The 16,679-nt window shown below is 68.0% G+C and carries 14 protein-coding genes and 1 pseudogene; 6 read left to right on the top strand and 9 right to left on the bottom strand.

Annotated features, from left to right (window positions below):
• The first annotated feature begins 125 nt into the window (after positions 1 to 125).
• The gene (locus tag AC1DY7_RS08140; protein ID WP_477493244.1) at positions 126 to 1,220 is read left to right on the top strand and encodes a GGDEF domain-containing protein; all 1,095 of its coding nucleotides are present in this window, start codon (positions 126 to 128) and stop codon (positions 1,218 to 1,220) included.
• On the opposite strand, the gene AC1DY7_RS08135 is transcribed toward AC1DY7_RS08140, so the two are convergent.
• Positions 1,217 to 2,338: a diguanylate cyclase domain-containing protein gene (locus AC1DY7_RS08135; RefSeq protein WP_477493130.1), complete on the bottom strand. Its 1,122-nt coding sequence runs from the start codon at positions 2,336 to 2,338 to the stop codon at positions 1,217 to 1,219. The two genes, AC1DY7_RS08140 and AC1DY7_RS08135, sit on opposite strands and share 4 nt — an antisense overlap.
• A gap of 271 nt (positions 2,339 to 2,609) precedes the next feature.
• On the opposite strand from AC1DY7_RS08135, the pseudogene AC1DY7_RS08130 reads away from it, so the two are divergent.
• Positions 2,610 to 2,733: pseudogene (locus AC1DY7_RS08130) on the top strand (TetR family transcriptional regulator); the annotation flags it as partial.
• Here the strand turns inward: AC1DY7_RS08130 and AC1DY7_RS08125 are convergent.
• Positions 2,678 to 4,804 (bottom strand): acyltransferase family protein, encoded by a 2,127-nt coding sequence (locus AC1DY7_RS08125; protein ID WP_477493129.1) that lies wholly within the window; start codon positions 4,802 to 4,804, stop codon positions 2,678 to 2,680. The pseudogene AC1DY7_RS08130 and the gene AC1DY7_RS08125 overlap by 56 nt on opposite strands.
• A gap of 379 nt (positions 4,805 to 5,183) precedes the next feature.
• On the opposite strand from AC1DY7_RS08125, the gene AC1DY7_RS08120 reads away from it, so the two are divergent.
• Positions 5,184 to 6,434 (top strand): acyl-CoA dehydrogenase family protein, encoded by a 1,251-nt coding sequence (locus AC1DY7_RS08120; RefSeq protein ID WP_477493128.1) that lies wholly within the window; start codon positions 5,184 to 5,186, stop codon positions 6,432 to 6,434.
• Positions 6,435 to 6,514: 80 nt separating this feature from the next.
• Here AC1DY7_RS08120 and AC1DY7_RS08115 read toward each other — a convergent pair whose 3' ends face one another.
• The 3 genes from AC1DY7_RS08115 to AC1DY7_RS08105 all read right to left on the bottom strand — a co-directional run bounded on the left by AC1DY7_RS08115 (position 6,515) and on the right by AC1DY7_RS08105 (position 9,994).
• A complete protein-coding gene (locus AC1DY7_RS08115; protein ID WP_477493127.1) occupies positions 6,515 to 6,673 on the bottom strand; it encodes a DUF6131 family protein in 159 nt (52 codons plus the stop codon).
• A gap of 76 nt (positions 6,674 to 6,749) precedes the next feature.
• On the bottom strand, positions 6,750 to 9,305 hold the full coding sequence (locus AC1DY7_RS08110) for an ABC transporter permease (RefSeq protein WP_477493126.1): 2,556 nt from the start codon (positions 9,303 to 9,305) through the stop codon (positions 6,750 to 6,752).
• Positions 9,305 to 9,994: an ABC transporter ATP-binding protein gene (locus AC1DY7_RS08105; RefSeq protein WP_477493125.1), complete on the bottom strand. Its 690-nt coding sequence runs from the start codon at positions 9,992 to 9,994 to the stop codon at positions 9,305 to 9,307. The genes AC1DY7_RS08110 and AC1DY7_RS08105 overlap by 1 nt, the downstream gene beginning before the upstream one ends.
• 118 nt (positions 9,995 to 10,112) lie before the next feature.
• On the opposite strand from AC1DY7_RS08105, the gene AC1DY7_RS08100 reads away from it, so the two are divergent.
• A complete protein-coding gene (locus AC1DY7_RS08100) occupies positions 10,113 to 11,417 on the top strand; it encodes a cytochrome P450 (protein WP_477493124.1) in 1,305 nt (434 codons plus the stop codon).
• Positions 11,402 to 12,706: an acyltransferase gene (locus AC1DY7_RS08095; protein WP_477493123.1), complete on the top strand. Its 1,305-nt coding sequence runs from the start codon at positions 11,402 to 11,404 to the stop codon at positions 12,704 to 12,706. The genes AC1DY7_RS08100 and AC1DY7_RS08095 overlap by 16 nt, the downstream gene beginning before the upstream one ends.
• Position 12,707: 1 nt before the next feature.
• Here the strand turns inward: AC1DY7_RS08095 and AC1DY7_RS08090 are convergent, their stop codons facing one another.
• Entirely contained in the window at positions 12,708 to 12,941 is a 234-nt protein-coding gene (locus AC1DY7_RS08090) for a hypothetical protein (protein ID WP_477493122.1), read from the bottom strand.
• Positions 12,942 to 12,969: 28 nt separating this feature from the next.
• The gene (locus tag AC1DY7_RS08085; protein ID WP_477493121.1) at positions 12,970 to 13,809 is read right to left on the bottom strand and encodes a helix-turn-helix transcriptional regulator; all 840 of its coding nucleotides are present in this window, start codon (positions 13,807 to 13,809) and stop codon (positions 12,970 to 12,972) included.
• 115 nt (positions 13,810 to 13,924) lie between these two features.
• Here AC1DY7_RS08085 and AC1DY7_RS08080 point away from each other — a divergent pair, with 115 nt between their 5' ends.
• The gene (locus AC1DY7_RS08080; protein WP_477493120.1) at positions 13,925 to 14,857 is read left to right on the top strand and encodes an SDR family oxidoreductase; all 933 of its coding nucleotides are present in this window, start codon (positions 13,925 to 13,927) and stop codon (positions 14,855 to 14,857) included.
• Here the strand turns inward: AC1DY7_RS08080 and AC1DY7_RS08075 are convergent.
• Together AC1DY7_RS08075 and AC1DY7_RS08070 are read right to left on the bottom strand one after the other, a co-directional pair.
• Positions 14,850 to 15,641, bottom strand: coding sequence for a transglutaminase-like domain-containing protein (locus AC1DY7_RS08075; RefSeq protein ID WP_477493119.1), 792 nt, complete (start codon positions 15,639 to 15,641; stop codon positions 14,850 to 14,852). The two genes, AC1DY7_RS08080 and AC1DY7_RS08075, sit on opposite strands and share 8 nt — an antisense overlap.
• 441 nt (positions 15,642 to 16,082) lie before the next feature.
• Positions 16,083 to 16,544 (bottom strand): DUF5994 family protein, encoded by a 462-nt coding sequence (locus AC1DY7_RS08070; protein ID WP_477493118.1) that lies wholly within the window; start codon positions 16,542 to 16,544, stop codon positions 16,083 to 16,085.
• Positions 16,545 to 16,679: the final 135 nt, after the last annotated feature.

Here is a 16,679-nt window from a genome sequence, read left to right as displayed (position 1 = left end):
GCTTTCTCACGCGCCTTGTGCGCGATCTCAGCAAACGACCGGTAGGGTAGGCGTCGTCCGCTGTGTCCACCAAACGCAGCAAAATCCAGTCACCGCATGGAGGTGGGCGTGTGAACGCCCCGCTGATGTCGCCCATCCCGGAGGATTCCCGTGACCGCGGGTTCTCCGAAACGGACTACGTCCGTGGCATGGAGCGGTTGGTGCACGCGGTGCAGGAGCTGTCACTGGCCCGCAGTCTGCCCGAGATCCAGCGCATCGTCCGGACCTCGGCTCGTGAGCTCGTGGGCTGCGACGGAACCACCTTCGTGTTGCGGGACAACGGGATGTGCTACTACGCCGACGAGGACGCGATCGCCCCGCTGTGGAAGGGCAGCCGTTTCCCGATGGAAACCTGCATCAGCGGCTGGGTGATGTTCAATCGCGCGGCCGTCGTCATCCCGGACATCTACGTCGACGCGCGTATCCCGCATGCCGCGTACCGCCCGACCTTCGTGCACAGCCTGGTGATGACGCCCATCCGCAAACTCGACCCGGTCGGGGCGATCGGCGCGTACTGGGCCGACGAACGTGCCGCGACCCCGCACGAAGTCTCCCTGTTGCAGGCCCTCGCCGACTCCACGTCCATCGCCATGGAGAACGTGCAGATCTACGGCGAGCTCGAGCAGCGGGTGCGAGACCGCACGGCCGACCTTGAGCAGGCCAACGAGGAGATCCGCCAACTGTCGGTCACCGATGAGATGACCGGGCTAAACAACCGCCGTGGCTTCTATCTTCTCGGCGAATCGGCACTGCGCGCGGCACGGCGAAACCACCACATGTTCCTGCTCGCCTACATCGACGTGAACGGGCTCAAGCGGGTCAACGACGAACTCGGCCACGACACCGGTGACGCGCTGCTCGCCGATGTCAGCGAGGTGCTCAGAACCACGCTGCGCGAGTCGGACATCCTGGCCCGGATCGGCGGCGACGAGTTCTGCGTGTTGGTCACCGAACCCGCGGGCGACCCGGCGGGCCTCAAGGTCCGGTTGGCGGACGCGTTCGCGGCGTTCAACGCGGAGCGGGGGCGGCCCTACGCCGTGTCCGCGAGTGTCGGGCTGGCGCTGACCGATCCGACGTCCACCGACACGCTCGACGACTTGCTCACCCTCGCCGATGGGCTGATGTACGTGGACAAGAAGGGCGCTCCGGACATCCATCCGGCCGGACGCGCCGCCGACTAACTGAGGTCGTGCGGGTTGTCCAGGAAGCGCAGCGCGGGATCGATGAGGCAGCGCGAGGAGTTGCCGCCTTCGCGGCGGGCGTCGTTGCGGGCCTGATTGGCCAGCGGTAGCAACTCGTCGAGGACCTCGATCGCCGAGTAGCTGGCCAGCGGGGGAAGCGGCGTGCTCACGGCGCCGATGCTCGCGCTGAGTTGCGCGGGCCGGTCGGTCAAGGTGCCGCGGACGCGCTCCAGCAGCGCGGCCGGGTCGGCCGAGGTGAACACCTCGGCGATCAGGAATTCGCCGTTGCCGCGGTGCGCCAGGATGGTGTCGCGCCGCACCGTCGCCCGTAGTTGCCGGGCGGCCAGTACACACGCGTCGTCGGCACCCGCGGGCTGGCCCATGCTCATCAACAGGTCGTAGGTGTCGATGGTGATGACGACGATGACCAGGTGCCGGTCGTGCTGTCGGGCCCGGGCGCCCAGCACGATCGACATCTCCTCCTCGAACGCCGTCCGGTTGAGCAGTCCGGTGAGGGGGTCCGAATGTGCGGAGGCCACCTTCGCCTCGGTCAGTTGCACCACCAACTGCCAGGCATAGGCCGCGAACAGATTGATCAACACGACCGCGGGCACCACCGGCACGGTGACCAACGGATCGACCACCGCCAGTCGCAAGGTGGCCATCACCAGCGTCGCGGCGCCCACCGCCCACGTCAGGATGAGCTCGCGCCGGGAGTGGAACAACGCGCTGAAGCCGGCCGGTCCGGCGAAGGCCAGGCAGCCCAGTGTCGCGAGCAGCGGATCCGGGATGACATAGACGGCGGCGGCGACACAGACCGTTCCGGCAACGGCGCAGAGGCGTGACTGCGCGCGGGTGGGCCAGTAGCGGATGGCCCAGAGCGCGGCAATCGCGGTACAGCCGACGGCGACGGCACCGGCGAGGACCAGGTGTAGGCCATGGCGCGGACCGGGTGCTTCGACGACGAGGATCAACGGGATGACGCCGAGCAGGAAGGCGATGGCCGCCACCGCACGACAGGTGACCCGCTCCAGGTTGTGCGAGGCCACCAGGGAGGTCAGCCAGTAGTAATGGTCGTCGAATTCCATGCGGCCGGTGCGCGCCGCATCGTCATTCATCGGCGGGCCACCTGGCACATCGGAAGGCTGAGGCTCCGTGGAGCGCACGGACGCGCGAATGAATCCAACCGCACGCCCACTGTGAACCACCCCTCCACAACTTCGTGTGCCACACAACCTAGCCCCTGTTGCTGGTTGCCTACAAGTCGACACAATTTGCCTGTCAGCCAGCCACAGAGGGCGGTCTAATTACTTTGCGGCCTTATGTTGCCAAGCGCTGAGGCTCTCGTATCGCGGGTATGCCCGCGCGTTGCAAGATCTGCGCACTCCCCTGCGCACCGTGCACTCGCTACTGCGCCCCGGGCGAACCCGCACGAAGCGGACGCGCCCTGCGGTGTTTCATCGCCCGGTGGCTGGGCCCGGCGATCCTGTACCCACGAACGGCGGCGCTGTCCGGGGTGTCGCCGGCTCGCTCTTGAGCATCCGCCGGTCGGCGGGGCCCACGGGCGGTGCGGGTGCGGGTTGGCGTGCCGCGAGGGCCGCCGATACGTCCGCGTCGAGCAGTGGGCCGAGCAAGGCGCTCATGGCCACCGTGATGTGGTGGCGGTCCCGGTAGACCAGTGTGTTGCCGATGACGCCGGGGCACACCGCGTCGTTGCACAGGTAGTCCGCGTAGTCCAGGTAGGTGAATTTCCCAGCCGCCGCGAGATCCCGCTCCGCCCGGCGCACATCGTCGCTGAGCGCCTCAGACCGCGGCAGGGCGCACCGAAGCGCGTCGTCGACATAGCGGCTCAGGCACATCGTCGGCGTGACGCCGATGGAGGGCGTGTCGGCCAGGAACGCGACGCGACTTCCCGATGGGAACTGACTGATGGTGCGCGCCAGCGCATCCCGCCAGTGCTGGGTCGCCGCGTCGTCGCCGGCCATGTATTGGTGCCAGGCCGCGACGACGATCAGCGCGGGCTTGGACGCACTGATGTCGGCAATGACGCCGCTGCGCCACGTGTCGCACTCGGGGTAGCGCAATCCCTCGACCACCACCGGCGGGCATGCGCTCTTGGTGTGGCTGTCGAGCCTGATCGCTCCGGCGTCGGCGAGCTTCGACAACGCGGGGAACCACTGGGTGGCATGGGAATCCCCGAACAGGACGACCAGTGGGGCACCCGCGTTGGCGCCGAAAAGGCAGCCCGCGGGATCGGTGGCCAGATGGGATCGGTGACAACCGTTGGTCGACACGAGCGGCAGAATGTCCTCGGCGTCGGCCAGGGTCGGGGTGACGTTGCTCGGCACGAACGGTGTGCCGTGCGGTTTCAGGCTGAGGACGGTCTGCTCGGCGGGCCTGCCGCCGTCCAGGGGCGGGTTGATCGCCACCGTGCCGATGACCGCCATCGCGAGCACGGTCGCCATCGCGGCGCCCGCGGCGGCCAGGGTCCGGCGAGGGCGCGCGCCGGTCAGCCACGCCAGGCGCTGGCCGGGCTTCTCGACATAGGTGTAGAGCAGCCACGCCAGTGGCACGCACGCGACCGCGAGGACGGCGCGCCACCACAGCGGCAACGGCTCCATGTAGGCGGTGGCGGCGAGCGGCAGCATCAGCACCGGCCAGTGCACCAGGTACAGCGAGTAGGAGATGTCACCGATCCAGGTGATCGGGCGCAGGCTCAGCAGGCCGGCCGGACTCCAGGCCACCGGGCCCGCGGCGATCAGCAGGGCGGTGCCCGCGACCGGTACGGCGACGGCATACCCCGGGTACAGCGTCGTGGCGGAGAACAGCACCCCGCTGACGATGATCGTGGCAAGACCTATCCAGCCGGCGGCAGCGGCGACCCGGCCCGGCAGAATCCGGTCCCGATGCAGCAGGGCGAAGGCGACCAGCGCCCCGAGGCCGAATTCCCACATCCGGGCCGGCAGCAGAAAGAACGCACTGGGCTGGGAGAAGCCCGTCAGCCAGACGCAGAGCAGGAAGGACGCCGCAGTCAGCGCGATCAGCGCCGCGGCCATCCGGCCGCGGAGTTTGAAGACGCCGAACAGCAGCATCAGCAGCAGCGGCCACAGCAGGTAGAACTGCTCCTCCACCCCCAACGACCAGTAGTGCAGGAACAGCGAGGGGGTCTTGTCGGCCAGGTAGTCGGTGGCATTGAGGGCGAACAGCATGTTCGGGACGTAGAACGCGGCGGCGACGGCGTCTTTGAGGACCATGTCGAACTGCAGGGGCGACACGCAGACCGCGGCGACAGCCACCGTGGCCACGATGACGGTGAAGGCCGCCGGGAGCAGGCGGCGGGCCCGCCGCGCGTAGAACGCGCCGTAGCCGACCCGACCGCGGTCCCGCATGCCCTCCAGCAGGTGGGTGCTGATGAGGAATCCGGAGATCACGAAGAACACGTCGACGCCGACGTAACCGCCACCGAATCCCGGTACCTCCGCGTGGAAGAACACCACGAGAGCCACCGCGATGGCGCGTAAACCCTGGATATCGAGGCGTTTCTGCCTGGTGAACTGGTCTTTCGGAGCGATCGTCTGGGTCAAGCGGCTATCGCTGCCGCTGTGGCCTGTTGTGCATTTGCGCAGAATAGGCCACTGCGCAGATTCTCCGGAATCAGTTCGTGAAACTCGAGATTCCTTGATTCTGAACGACTTTCACCATCAGTTCGCTAGCGTTGACAGATTGCGCGCCTGGCGAACCATTTCCGAAGGAAGCTTTGCCGCCGACAACCAGCAAAGATCAGCGAATGTGATGCTTTACCGCACATCCCCCGCGCGAAATTTAGCGAACCTAATGGTATGGCACAGATATTTGCCGTCGCGCAATGATCTTGAAAGGTCGGTCGGCGCGGATGCTTCAGACAAACAATCGCCGCGATGCCAAACCTGGGTGCGCCGCGAGCCCGGCCGGATCATCGAAACAGTGACCGTCAGTGAGATCTCCCGGGCCCCGATCGCCGAACCCGTCCCTGTCCCTGTCCCCGTCGCCGAACCACAGGTCGTCAGCGGCACCAGCCCGCTGGCCGACGGCTTCCGCAGCCGATTCTTCACTGCGGCGGACTACGCACGATTCCACGAACGGGCCCCGCGGTACGACGCGGAGAACGCATTCTTCGCGGAGGATTTCGCCGACCTCGTCCAGCGCGGCTACCTCAAGGCGCCGCTGCCCGAACACCTGGGCGGGTCCGGACTCACCCTCACCGAACTGGCACGCGAACAGCGCCACCTCGCCTACTGGGCGCCGGCCACCGCGCTGGCCGTCAACATGCACCTGTATTGGGCCGGGTCCGCAGCCGACGCCGTCGCCCGCGATGCCGCCGACGCGGGGTGGCTGCTGGCCGACATCGCGGCGGGCCAGATCTTCGCCGCGGGTCACGGCGAACCCGGTAACGACGTCGGACTGGACGACGCTCAGGTACGCGCGGTCCCGGCGCCCGACGGCTCCTACGTCATCACCGGGCGCAAGGTCTTCACCTCGCTCACCCCGGTGTGGGACCAGATCGGCATCCATGCCCGCGACGACTCCGACCCGGACAACCCCGTCATCGTGCACACGTTCGTCAACCGCACCGATCCGGGCGTGCGCATCGTCGAGACGTGGGACGCACTGGGCGTGCGCGCGACGGCCAGCCATGACACCGTCTTCGACGGGGCGCGCGCCGAAGCACACAAGACCATCGCCACCCACCCCGTGGGCCCGGACTACCCCGACTATGTCGGCCTGCTGCTGGCCTGGTACCTGCCGTTGGTGTCCAGCGTGTATTTCGGTATCGCCCGGCGCGCACTGGATCTCGCCATCCTCGGTGCGCAGACCAGGGGGTCGCTGCGTGCCGATGTGTCCCGGCACGCGGACAAGCCTGCGGTGCAGCGTCAGATCGCCGAGGCCGAGATCAAACTTGAGGCGGCGTCGGCCTTCCTGGACTCCGTCACCACCGCACCGAACAGTCCTTGGGATGCGTTGCGCGCCTTGGCCGCCAAGGAGTTCAGCACCACCACCGCCCGGCAGGTGGTCGACACCGCCGTCCAGGTGGTCGGCGCGGCATCGGTATCACGGCGCCATGAGCTGGAACGTCTGTACCGCGACGTGCGCACCGGATCCTTGCACCCGCCGAACACCGATGCCGTACTCGAAGCCCTCGGGGCGGTCGCGGTCGGACCGGGTCCGGCGGTCTGACCGCCGAGGCCCGTTGGCGGAAAGCTGGGGGCACTTCGGTGACTAGTGGTCAGGCGAACGCGCGGCCGGATGCCGCGCGATCAGTACCAGACTTTGCGGCCTCCGATCGGGCGCCCGATCTGGCCCAGAACGAGCAGCACCAAGCCGACGACCAGAAGGATCCAGCCGATGGTGGCAATGACAGCGGGAACCGGCAGAAGATAACCGACCGCAATGAGGATGATGCCGAGGACGATCACAGGACGCTCCTAAAGTTATTGACGTTTCCGACAAAGGCGGAATACCCAGCGGCGGTGGGTTTCAATCCTCCCGGCGTCAACTGTTTCGCAGCACCTCTGCCGTCTCCAGACGCCGCGCGTGCAGCACCGGGTAGACGGCCGCAGTCGTAACGAGGATGAGTACGGTCACCACGCCCATCCGCAGGGACAGCGGCGGCGCTCCCCAGCCGATGGTGATGCCGTAATACACCGGCGATCCCAGCGACCACAGATAGGTCAGCCCCACTCCCCCCATTACGGCGAGGCAGGCAACCAGCAGGACGAGCAGCACAGCGTTGGCGACGATCACCGCCTGCTCCTGCCCGGCGGTCACCCCGATCGCCCGCAACGCAGCGCGTTCACGTTTCCTCTGCACCAGACCCAGCACGAACACGTTGAGTACGCTCACCCCGGCGGCGATCATCACCAGGTATCCCGCGATGGTGAACGGCTCCAGGAACCGGGTGATCCCGGTGGCGGCTTCCGCCCGCCATTGTTCGTTGTCGTACACCGACAATCCCGCGCCGAGACCCAGGAAGTCCGGCCGGTGGACGGTCGCGTCCGCGCCGGACGGGTACGCCACCGCGACCTGTTCGCGTACGGCGGCCCAGTCCGACCGCGCCGCATCCCGCGACGTGAGCACGATATCGCCGACGGCGGCGTCGTTGATCATCTGGGCACGAAAGATTCCGGCCACGCGGAACTGCTTGGGCCCGTGCACGGTTGGCAGCTCGACCGTGTCGCCCGGCGCGGCCCGCAGCCGGCCGGCGGCGATCTCGCTCAGACCGATGTCCCCGTCCCGCAGCCGTTTCCAGAAATCGTCGGAGTCCTCCGTCGGCTCGTAGAGGGCCTGGCTGTACCAATCCCCCGGCGTAACGCCGTCGATCAACCGCGACGACGAACCGGAGGAGAGGACGGACCGCCAGCGCGACGACACCCTGTGCACGTCGGCTGCCCCAGCCACCATGGCGAACGTCGCATCGGACAGCCGCCCGTCCCGCTGATCGAGCACCGACTGCGAGGTGATCAACAACGATGTGGGCAGCCGGTCGGCCTTCTGCGCCGCAACCTGCGCGGTGCCGAGCAACTGCATGCTGTGTGAGCCGATCGCCAAGCTGGTGGCCTCGGCCAGCAGCGCGGCGGACAGCGCGAAAAGCAATGCGTAGCGGCGGAAATCGGCGCCCAGCAGGCGCCCGACGGCGGGGTGCACACGCGTCAGCAGCCCGATCAGCATCTCCGCCGCCCGCGGCGCGATCCACACCGTCACCAGTACCACACCGGCCAACCCCAGCGTCATCCCGTTGATTCCCACGTTCAGCGGCAGGGCCCCTTGGGCAAAAACCTTCAGCACCACAACCGAACCCACCAACATGGCGACGCCGGCGATCAGCGGCCACACCGGGATCTTCCTGGCGCGCTGCACTCCCCCGGCACTCGCCATGGCGGCCAACGGCCCGTCGCGCACCAGCCGCAGCGCGGGCCCGACCATCGCCACCGTCCCGCAGATGGTCCCCGCGACCGCTCCGATCACGACGAGGTTCGGCGTGAAATGCGGCGTGATCGTCCCACCCGACCCGGCCAGCATGGCCTGACCGAACCGGTTCACCAGATACGTCCCGAGTAGGAATCCGGTTGGCACACCGGCCAATCCGCCCAACAGGCCGACCACCGCGCCTTCACCCAGCATCCCGGCGAACAGCCCGGCCGGTTTGGCACCGATCGCGCCAATGGTTCCCATCACGGCCCGCCGGTCCTCCACCGCCAGCAGGATTGTGTTCACGGCGATGAGGATGCCGACGATGATTCCGGCGAGCGCGGTGAGATCGAAGCTCTGCGTGGCGTTCTCGAACACCGCGGGCAGATGCGGCCGGGGCGGCCCCGCCGCGGCGATACCTACGGCGACACGGTCCACGTCGGCCGTTACGTCCGCGCCCGTCTTGGACAACACAAACGCGGCGGTGACGAAGCCGGGTGTGGACAGCAGGGCCGCAGCGACATCGGTGGACGGTGCCAACAGCACGTATCCGTCGTTGATGTCGGCGACCTGGTCGAATTCGGCGAACGTCCAGCCGAGGTGCGCAGAGTTCGGCGGTAACCCGGGTAGCCGCAACTCATCACCCACGGTGAGGCCGTGCCGTTCGGCGATGACCGCAGGCAGCAACAGAGGCACGCCCGGTCCGTCCGCCGGCTTCTGCTGCGCGCGTTGTGCGCAGTTGAATGCGCCGACCAACCGCTCGATCTGACATGACCCACCGAGCAGGAAGAAGCCGCGGCTGGTCCCTGCGAGGTCCACCGGGGTCAGGGCGGCGACAACGGGAATGACGGCATCCGCTCCCGCCACCTCGGCGCGCAGCCGGTCCACCGTCCGGTCCGGCAAGCGGCCGCTCACGTTCGGGACGACCTCGAGCACACCGCCGTCGGCGGCGTGCGCCAGTGCGGGGCCGAAGGAGTCGAACGGGCGGGTGAGTTCCGCTTTGAGGATGAGCGTGCCGAGTACCACCGTCACGCCCAGCGCCACACCGACGACGCTCAGCAGTGTCCGCCGCCAGTCGGCACGCAGCGCGGCCAGATGGATCCGCCGAAATGACATCCACCCGGCCCGCAGCCACTGCATCAGCGTTCCTCGACGGTCGCGCCCGCGTCGGCGAGATCCACTGTGCGGGAACCGTAGCCGACCGCGGCCTGGTCATGGGTGACCATGACGACCGCGGCACCGTCCTCGTCCGACATCGCGCGCAGGAGTTCGAGGACCTCGGTCGAGGAGTTGCTGTCCAGGTTTCCGGTCGGCTCGTCGGCGAGCACGATGGCGGGCCGCGCCACGAGCGCACGGGCCACCGCCACCCGCTGCATCTGGCCGCCCGACAGCTCCGCCGGGCGGTACCGGGTGCGGTCACCGAGGCCGACCCGTTCGAGCAGTTCCTCGGCTCGGGCGTCGGCCTTGCGGGCCGCCATCCCGTCGAGCACCAGCGGCAACGACACGTTCTCCACGGCGGTGAGCATCGGCACCAGGTTGAAGAATTGGAAGACGAATCCCAGGTTGCGCCGCCGGAAGGCCGCACGGGCACCGGTACTCATGGACCAGACGTCGCGGCCCCCGACCTCCACCGTGCCTGCGTCGGGGGCGTCCAGGCCGCCCGCGACATGCAACAGTGTCGATTTGCCGACGCCCGACGGCCCGGTGACGACGACGAATTCGCCCGCCTCCAGCGTGAAGTCGAAGTCGGCGAGTACCCGCACCTGCTCGTCGCCACGGAGGTAGGCCTTGTCGACGCCCTTGAGTTGCAATGCCGGATTCATGCGCATCGAAATCGAGCCTCCCGACTGTGGTGTGGCGACCGCCCATCGTCACTCGGAGAACTCCCGGTGATTCGAGTAGTGCGGTACTCGAATCACGTCGACCGCGCCGATTTAGCGTGACGGCATGGCCAATCCGTGCGGGGCGTCGACCCCACCGGCCGTGCGCTCGCCCACCGTGGTGCAGGGTCTTCAGTTCGCGATAGGCCGCCGGCGGGCGATGCGGACCTCGATCCAACGGCACGGGCGCGCATTCGAGCTGTCCATCCCGGTTTTCGGGCGGACTGTGGTCGTTTCCGATCCGGCGCTGACGAAAGCGGTATGCACAGCACCCGCCGATCAACTGGTCAACGTAAGGCCGAACATGAGCAATCTGTTCGGGCCCGGATCCATCTTCGCGCTCGACGGCGACCGACACCGGGCGCGGCGCCGCCTGCTGGCCCCGGCCTTTCACGGCCACCGCCTGCAGCACCACGCCATGGTGATCGAAGAGGAGACACGACGTGAGAGCGCGCGCTGGCCCGATGGTGTGGAATTCCCGATCCTCGAGTCGATGAAAAGGATCACGCTGAATGTGATCCTGCGCGCGATCTTCGGCGACGACGCGGACGTCGACCCGTTGCGCGGGATCGTCCCGCCGTTCATGAAGCGAGGGCAGCTGCTCGCGTTCCTGCCCGCACCGCCCGCCGGCATCCGCCGATACAGCCCGTGGCGCAAGCTCGACAAGCTGCGCGCCGCTTTCGATCTCGTCATCGGCACACTCATCGACGAGACCGAGGCCGACCCGCTGCTCGGCGAGCGCACCGACATCATGGCGATGTTGGTGTCCGGCGGCCTCACCCGAGCCGAGATCTGCGATGAGGTGGTGACCTTGATAGGCGCCGGGCACGAAACCACCGCCGCGGCCTTGGGCTGGGCGTTCGAACGGTTGCGGCGCCATCCGGCGGTGGTGGCCGAATTGGTCGACGAGGTGGATCAGGGCGGCAGCGACCTGCGCCGGGCCACCGTGCTGGAACTGCTGCGCATCCGCACCGTCATCGATGTGGCCGGGCGCCGGGTGCGGGCAACGGATTTCAGCCTCGGCCCGTGGCGAATTCCGCGGGAGCACACGATACTGCTGCGCATTGCCGATCTGCACGAGGATCCGGCCGGCTTCGCGCACCCCGACCGGTTCGATCCGTCTCGGTTCCCCGCAGCCACGTCACCCGGCTCCCGGTGGCTGGCGTTCGGCGGTGGCGCCCGGCGGTGTCTCGGCGCCGAGTTCGCCCTCACCGAGATGGACATCGTGCTGCGGACGGTGCTGCGCGACTTCGTGATTCAGACAGACGCCGCGCCCGACGAGAGGTCGGTGTTCCAGGGCGTCGCGCACATCCCGCAGCATGGGGCCCGCGTCGTGTTGCACCGGCGGGATGGCGCGTGCCCACCCAGGTGATCCGGCCGGCGCAGGCCCGGCAGTTCGACATCCGCTGCGACGTCGGCGACGCCATCGTCGCGAACCTGGCCATGCACTGCGTGTTCTTCTTCGAGCGGCGTCTCGACACCCGCGCGCTCGCGGCAGCGTTCGGGGAGGCACTGACCAGCCTGCCGATCTTCGCCGCTCGCCTGGGTCTGGTCGACGGCGCCATGACCATCCGGTGCCGCGGGCAGGGCGTGCCCTTACGCTGTCTGTCCTCGCCCCGCACGCTCGCCGACGCCGTCGGTTCGGTGTCGGCGGACGCCGGCCACTGGCTGATCGATCCCGTGAACGGCGTTGCGGCCCGGTGGGGTTGGGGTCCGGTGTGCAAAGTCCGGGTCGCGCATCTCGCGGACGACGCCACCGCCATCGGATTCTCCTGGCACCACGCGATCGGCGATATGCAGACGCTGATGCAGTTCATGAACGCGTGGACCGCCGCTGCCGCCGGCAGCGCACCGGCCGCACCGGTGATCCCGGAGGATCGAGCCCGCTATCTCGCCGAGCACCTCCCCGCCGGGGGTGCCGCCGAACCCGGAGTGCGCTGCCTCGGGCCGGCCGAACTGGTCCGCAGCGTGGCCTACCTCGCCAAAGGGGCGCGTACCCAGCGGACGCTGACGCTCTACTTCGGCGACGACGAGATCGACCGGATGCGCCACGCGTACGGGCACCGCATCCGGTTGTCGGCCAATGATGCGGTGTGCGCACATCTTTGCGAGGTGCTGATGTCCGCGGATCCGGCGGTGGACCGTCGTACCCTGGCGATCGCGGTGAACGCGCGGACCCGCTGCGGGCTCGATCCGATGCTGGTCGGAAACGTCCTCACCACCCTGAACATCGGCCTGCGCAGGGGTGAGGCCGCCGATTCGGTCGCCGAGCGCATTCGCCACACCGTGGACCACTTCGACGAGCACCGCGATCTGCGCGTCAACCAACAGTTCCTCGATGCGTCGGGGCGGTGGCGAGCCGCACGCTGTGTGTCGACGGCGTTCGATCCGGCGCGGTGGAACCCGTTGATCTCGAACCTCAGCGGCTTCGGCGTCTACCGTTTGCAGTTCGAGGGCACCCACCCGTGTTACTACGCGATGGTCCTCAAGCTGCCCGTGGCGGGGCTCGGCGCGCTGCTCGACGGGTCCGGCGGCCGCGGCCTGCTCTTCCAGATGTCCTTGCCGCCCATGGAGTTCGAGGCCCTGTCGGCTCCCACGGTGCGCAAACGCATCCACCGGTTCCGGCGCCCCGGCGACGACATCCCGCGTCTACACCGGTAGGTCAGCCGCCCAGCTCGGATACCGCGGTGTCCAGCGCGGCGGCTTGGTGGGCCAATTCCCCGTCGGAGTCCTCGGCGTCCCCGAGCCTGCCCATCAGGTCCACTCGGGAGATCACCTCCAGGCCGCCGGATTCGTCGCCGGCGGACACGATGTGGACGCGCCCTTCACGCAGTACCAGCACCGCGTCGTCCTCGCCCTGCAACAGCCGTCGCAGGTTTTCCTTCGTGATCAGCATGGTTGTCGGGTACCCAGTGGCGCGATCCTCATATCGGCGAGGTGGTGCCGATCACCGACAGCAGCGCCAGCTTCTCGTAGCTCTCACTTCCCGGCGCCGCGGTGTACACCAGCAGCGTGTGCGATTCTTCGGGGTCCAGCAGGATCTGACAGTGGAGTTCCAGCAGCCCGACCTCGGGGTGCCGATAACGCTTGAGCTCGCGCGGAACGACGCCCACCTCGTGCTCATCCCAGACCGCACGGAACTCATCGCTCTGCGCGGTGAGTAACGCGGCGAGGTGCGCAGCCGTGGATTCGGGTCCGCGCACGGTGAGCACCCTGCGCAGGCCCGACGCGTACATCCGCGAGTAGAAGGCATGGTCCTCGCTCGGGTAGAGGTCGCGGACGGCCGGATCGGTGAACCATCGATACCCGATGCTGCGGGCCGGGCCGCTGTACCGCACCAAGTCGCCGACGAGCGCGATGCCCAGCGGAGTCTGGCGCAGCGTCTCGCCCAATTCGGTGACGATCTCGGCCGGAGTATCGGTGAGCCTGTCGAAGATCCGCAGCATGCCGGGGCTGATGTGCTCGGTCCCAGCACCCCGCTGGGGCGGTTGATGTCCGGCGAGCCGGAACAGGTGGTCACGCTCATCCCGGGACAGGTGCAGGCCCTGGGCGATCGAGGCGATCATCTGGGCCGAGGGTTGTGGGCCGCGTTCGCGTTCCAGCCGCGCGTAGTAGTCCGCCGACATGTGGCACAACGCGGCGACCTCTTCACGGCGCAGTCCGCTGGTGCGCCGGCGTCGCCCCCGAGGCAGCCCGACGTCCTCCGGCTGCAGTGCCGCCCGTCGGTGCACCAGAAATTCCGCCAGACCCGCGCGATCGATCACCGCCTCAGTCTCTACCGGTCCCGTTCGCTGAGCCACGGATCGGCAGACAGTGGATACGGCGCCGTCCGCGCGGCAGTGTCGTCGGTGAGTGTTCACCCCCAGGCAGGAGCGGCCCATGCCACGCGGACAGTACGACCTCCCGATCCCGGACCTCTCGGGACAGCGCGCGGTGGTGACCGGTGCGAGCGACGGCATCGGACTCGGCATCGCTGCGCGACTCGCCACCGCAGGCGCCGAGGTGATCATGCCGGTCCGCAACGCGCGTAAGGGTGAGGCGGCCGCCGCCGCGATTCGCCGGCAGTGCCCGCACGCGAAGCTGTCGCTGGAGGACCTTGACCTCTCGTCGCTGGCATCGGTGCACGCGCTCGGCGACAAACTGTGCGCAGACGGGACTCCGATCCACGTGCTCATCAACAATGCCGGCGTGATGACACCGCCCGACCTGCAGCGCACCACCGATGGATTCGAGCTGCAGTTCGGCACGAACCACCTGGGACATTTCGCGCTGACCGGCCGCCTGCTGCCGCTGTTGAAGGCGGGGCACGCGCGGGTCACGTCGCAGACCAGCGTCGCTGCGCGCGGCGGTGAGATCAACTGGGCTGACCTGAACTGGGAGCAGAAGTACGACGGCATGGCCGCCTACCGGCAGTCCAAGATCGCGTGCGGGCTGTTCGGGCTGGAGCTCAGCCGCCGCAGCGCGGCTCTCGGGTGGGGAATCACCAGCACCATCTCCCATCCCGGGGTGGCCCCGACCAGTCTGCTCGCCGCCCGCCCCGAGGTGGGTCGGGCCACCGACACCGTCGGTGTGCGGATGATTCGGTGGCTGTCGGCGCGCGGCCTGCTGGTTGGAACGGTCGACACCGCGAAGTTGCCTGCGCTGATGGCCGCAACCGTCGGCGAGGGCGGTGGTTTCTACGGACCGCAGTGGCCAGGCAATGCGGGCGGCCCGCCGGGGCAGCAGAAGCTGTGGAAGCCGTTGCAGGACAACGCGTCTGCTCGGCGACTGTGGGCGGCGTCGGAAGAACTCACGGAGCTGGCCGTCAGCTGATCGACACGACCTGGTCCAGCGGGTCGTACGGCAGATTCTGATTGGTGGTCGCGGTGACAACCATGTTGGTCAGCGTGATGGATCCCCCGTGGTTGTCCAGGAAGGCCGTATCGGCGGCGTCGCGGCCGGTGGCGATGCGGACCAGCGTCTGCCGCGGCGCCAGGCAGGTGGCGTCGACGACGCGCCACTGCCCGTCCACGTAGGCCTCGGCGACCGCGTGGAAGTCCATGGGCACACAGCCGGGCGCGTACACCGCGACCAGGCGGGCCGGAACGTTCACCGCACGCAGGAGCGCGACGACCAGGTGCGCGTAATCGCGGCACACGCCGGCACCGGCCAGCAGGGTGTCCTCGGCGCCGTCGATGGGATCACTGGAGCCGGGCACGTAACTCAACCGCGCCCCCACCCATGACGAGATCTTCGCCAAAAGTGTTGCCTTGTCTGAGTATTGATTGAACTCGAAGCCGGCGAAACCGTAGAACTTGTCCGACTCCGCGTAGCGGCTCGGCCGCAGGTACTGCGAAAGGTCGTAGTCGGTGACGGGAGCGGGTTCGCTGTTTCCGACGATTGTGGCGGAGTAGTCGACAGTCAGGCTGCCCACACCCGAATCGAATTTGTGGATCCGGTTGCCGTGCACGCCGCTGATCTCCGTCGCGCTGATCTGTTGGCCGTTCAACACGAACGTCAACGATTCCGAGACCTGCGCTCCGGGATGTGGGGCGACAGCAATCTGGAACTCCAGCGTGCTCGGATCGGTGATCTCGACATCGAGATGGGTGCCCACCTCGCGGATGAGGGTACTGATGGTTACCGCCGATCTTTTACTCGGGAGAACTGCCGCAGCGGTGTGCCGACGACGGGTGCAGCCCTACATGTTTCTTCCTGCTCACCCTAGCGATGCGAGGCCTCGACCGCCCGTCACACACCAGTGAGACGGGCATCAACCCGGCGAGCACGCTCCCGAGAAGGCGGGCGAAGAGCAGTCAGGACTTTCGCGCCTCCCGTTCCGCCGATCCCGCGTTGATTCGAAATCAATTGCTGGGTCTACCATTTCGCGACATCAGCGACAGCGTGCCCACCCCGGCACCAACGGTGTCCCCGGGCACGCGCCCCGCCGTCTTGGCGATGAATGGTCAACCGGCGAGTCTTCAGGTCGACGAGGTTGAATTCCTCCTCGACACCCAAGGTCCGCCTCATCGGCCCCCGTGTTCGTGACGGGAGCCGGTCAAGTTCCCACCGCCACCATGGCGGGTCTGTCGGCGGCGTCGCGTCCCTCCACATCGGTCGGCTGCGCCACCGCCATCATCGTGCTGTGCGCCGAGTGCGACTCCGCACCCGGCGGGATCACCAGCAGGATCAGGCGTTCACCGTCGAGGCCGAGGATCTCGATGGTGTCGGCCGGCTGGCGTAGGTACCCGTCGAGACGCACCGTCCGTCCACCCGTGACGAGTTTGCGGGGCGGCTCGGCCCACTCACCGACGTTGTACAGCACCCGTGCGATGCGACCGAGGCGAACCGACAGCACCGCCAGCAGATCGGGCAATTCGGAGGCGAGGTCGGCGCTGTGCGGCCACCACGCCCCGTCCGCCCGACCCAGCGGGGACCCCTTGGGCTTGAGGCGCAGTCGCGGTGTCTCGGCCGGGACGGCACCGTTCAGATCATTCTTGCGTGACTGGTGTGACGTCATGACGACGATCCATTCTTGGCGGGCGATCGGCCCGCTACCTCGGATCAGCGATGACACGGCTCGAGTTGGTCACGTGTGCGGGATACCGCCGAAGAACCCCAGCATACGCGCACTTGCACGTTGGAGCGGCGCCTT

The organism is Mycobacterium sp. P2_H7 (assembly GCF_056403275.1).
This window is presented reverse-complemented; position numbering and strand designations above follow the sequence as displayed.

Excerpts from the sequence above, each read along its gene's own strand:
- AC1DY7_RS08070 (WP_477493118.1), bottom strand. The coding sequence starts at position 16,544 with ATGACGTCACACCAGTCACGCAAGAATGATCTGAACGGTGCCGTCCCG.
- AC1DY7_RS08135 (WP_477493130.1), bottom strand. The coding sequence starts at position 2,338 with ATGAATGACGATGCGGCGCGCACCGGCCGCATGGAATTCGACGACCAT.
- AC1DY7_RS08140 (WP_477493244.1), top strand. The coding sequence starts at position 126 with ATGTCGCCCATCCCGGAGGATTCCCGTGACCGCGGGTTCTCCGAAACG.
- AC1DY7_RS08080 (WP_477493120.1), top strand. The coding sequence starts at position 13,925 with ATGCCACGCGGACAGTACGACCTCCCGATCCCGGACCTCTCGGGACAG.
- AC1DY7_RS08100 (WP_477493124.1), top strand. The coding sequence starts at position 10,113 with ATGGCCAATCCGTGCGGGGCGTCGACCCCACCGGCCGTGCGCTCGCCC.
- AC1DY7_RS08110 (WP_477493126.1), bottom strand. The coding sequence starts at position 9,305 with ATGCAGTGGCTGCGGGCCGGGTGGATGTCATTTCGGCGGATCCATCTG.
- AC1DY7_RS08090 (WP_477493122.1), bottom strand. The coding sequence starts at position 12,941 with ATGCTGATCACGAAGGAAAACCTGCGACGGCTGTTGCAGGGCGAGGAC.
- AC1DY7_RS08105 (WP_477493125.1), bottom strand. The coding sequence starts at position 9,994 with ATGCGCATGAATCCGGCATTGCAACTCAAGGGCGTCGACAAGGCCTAC.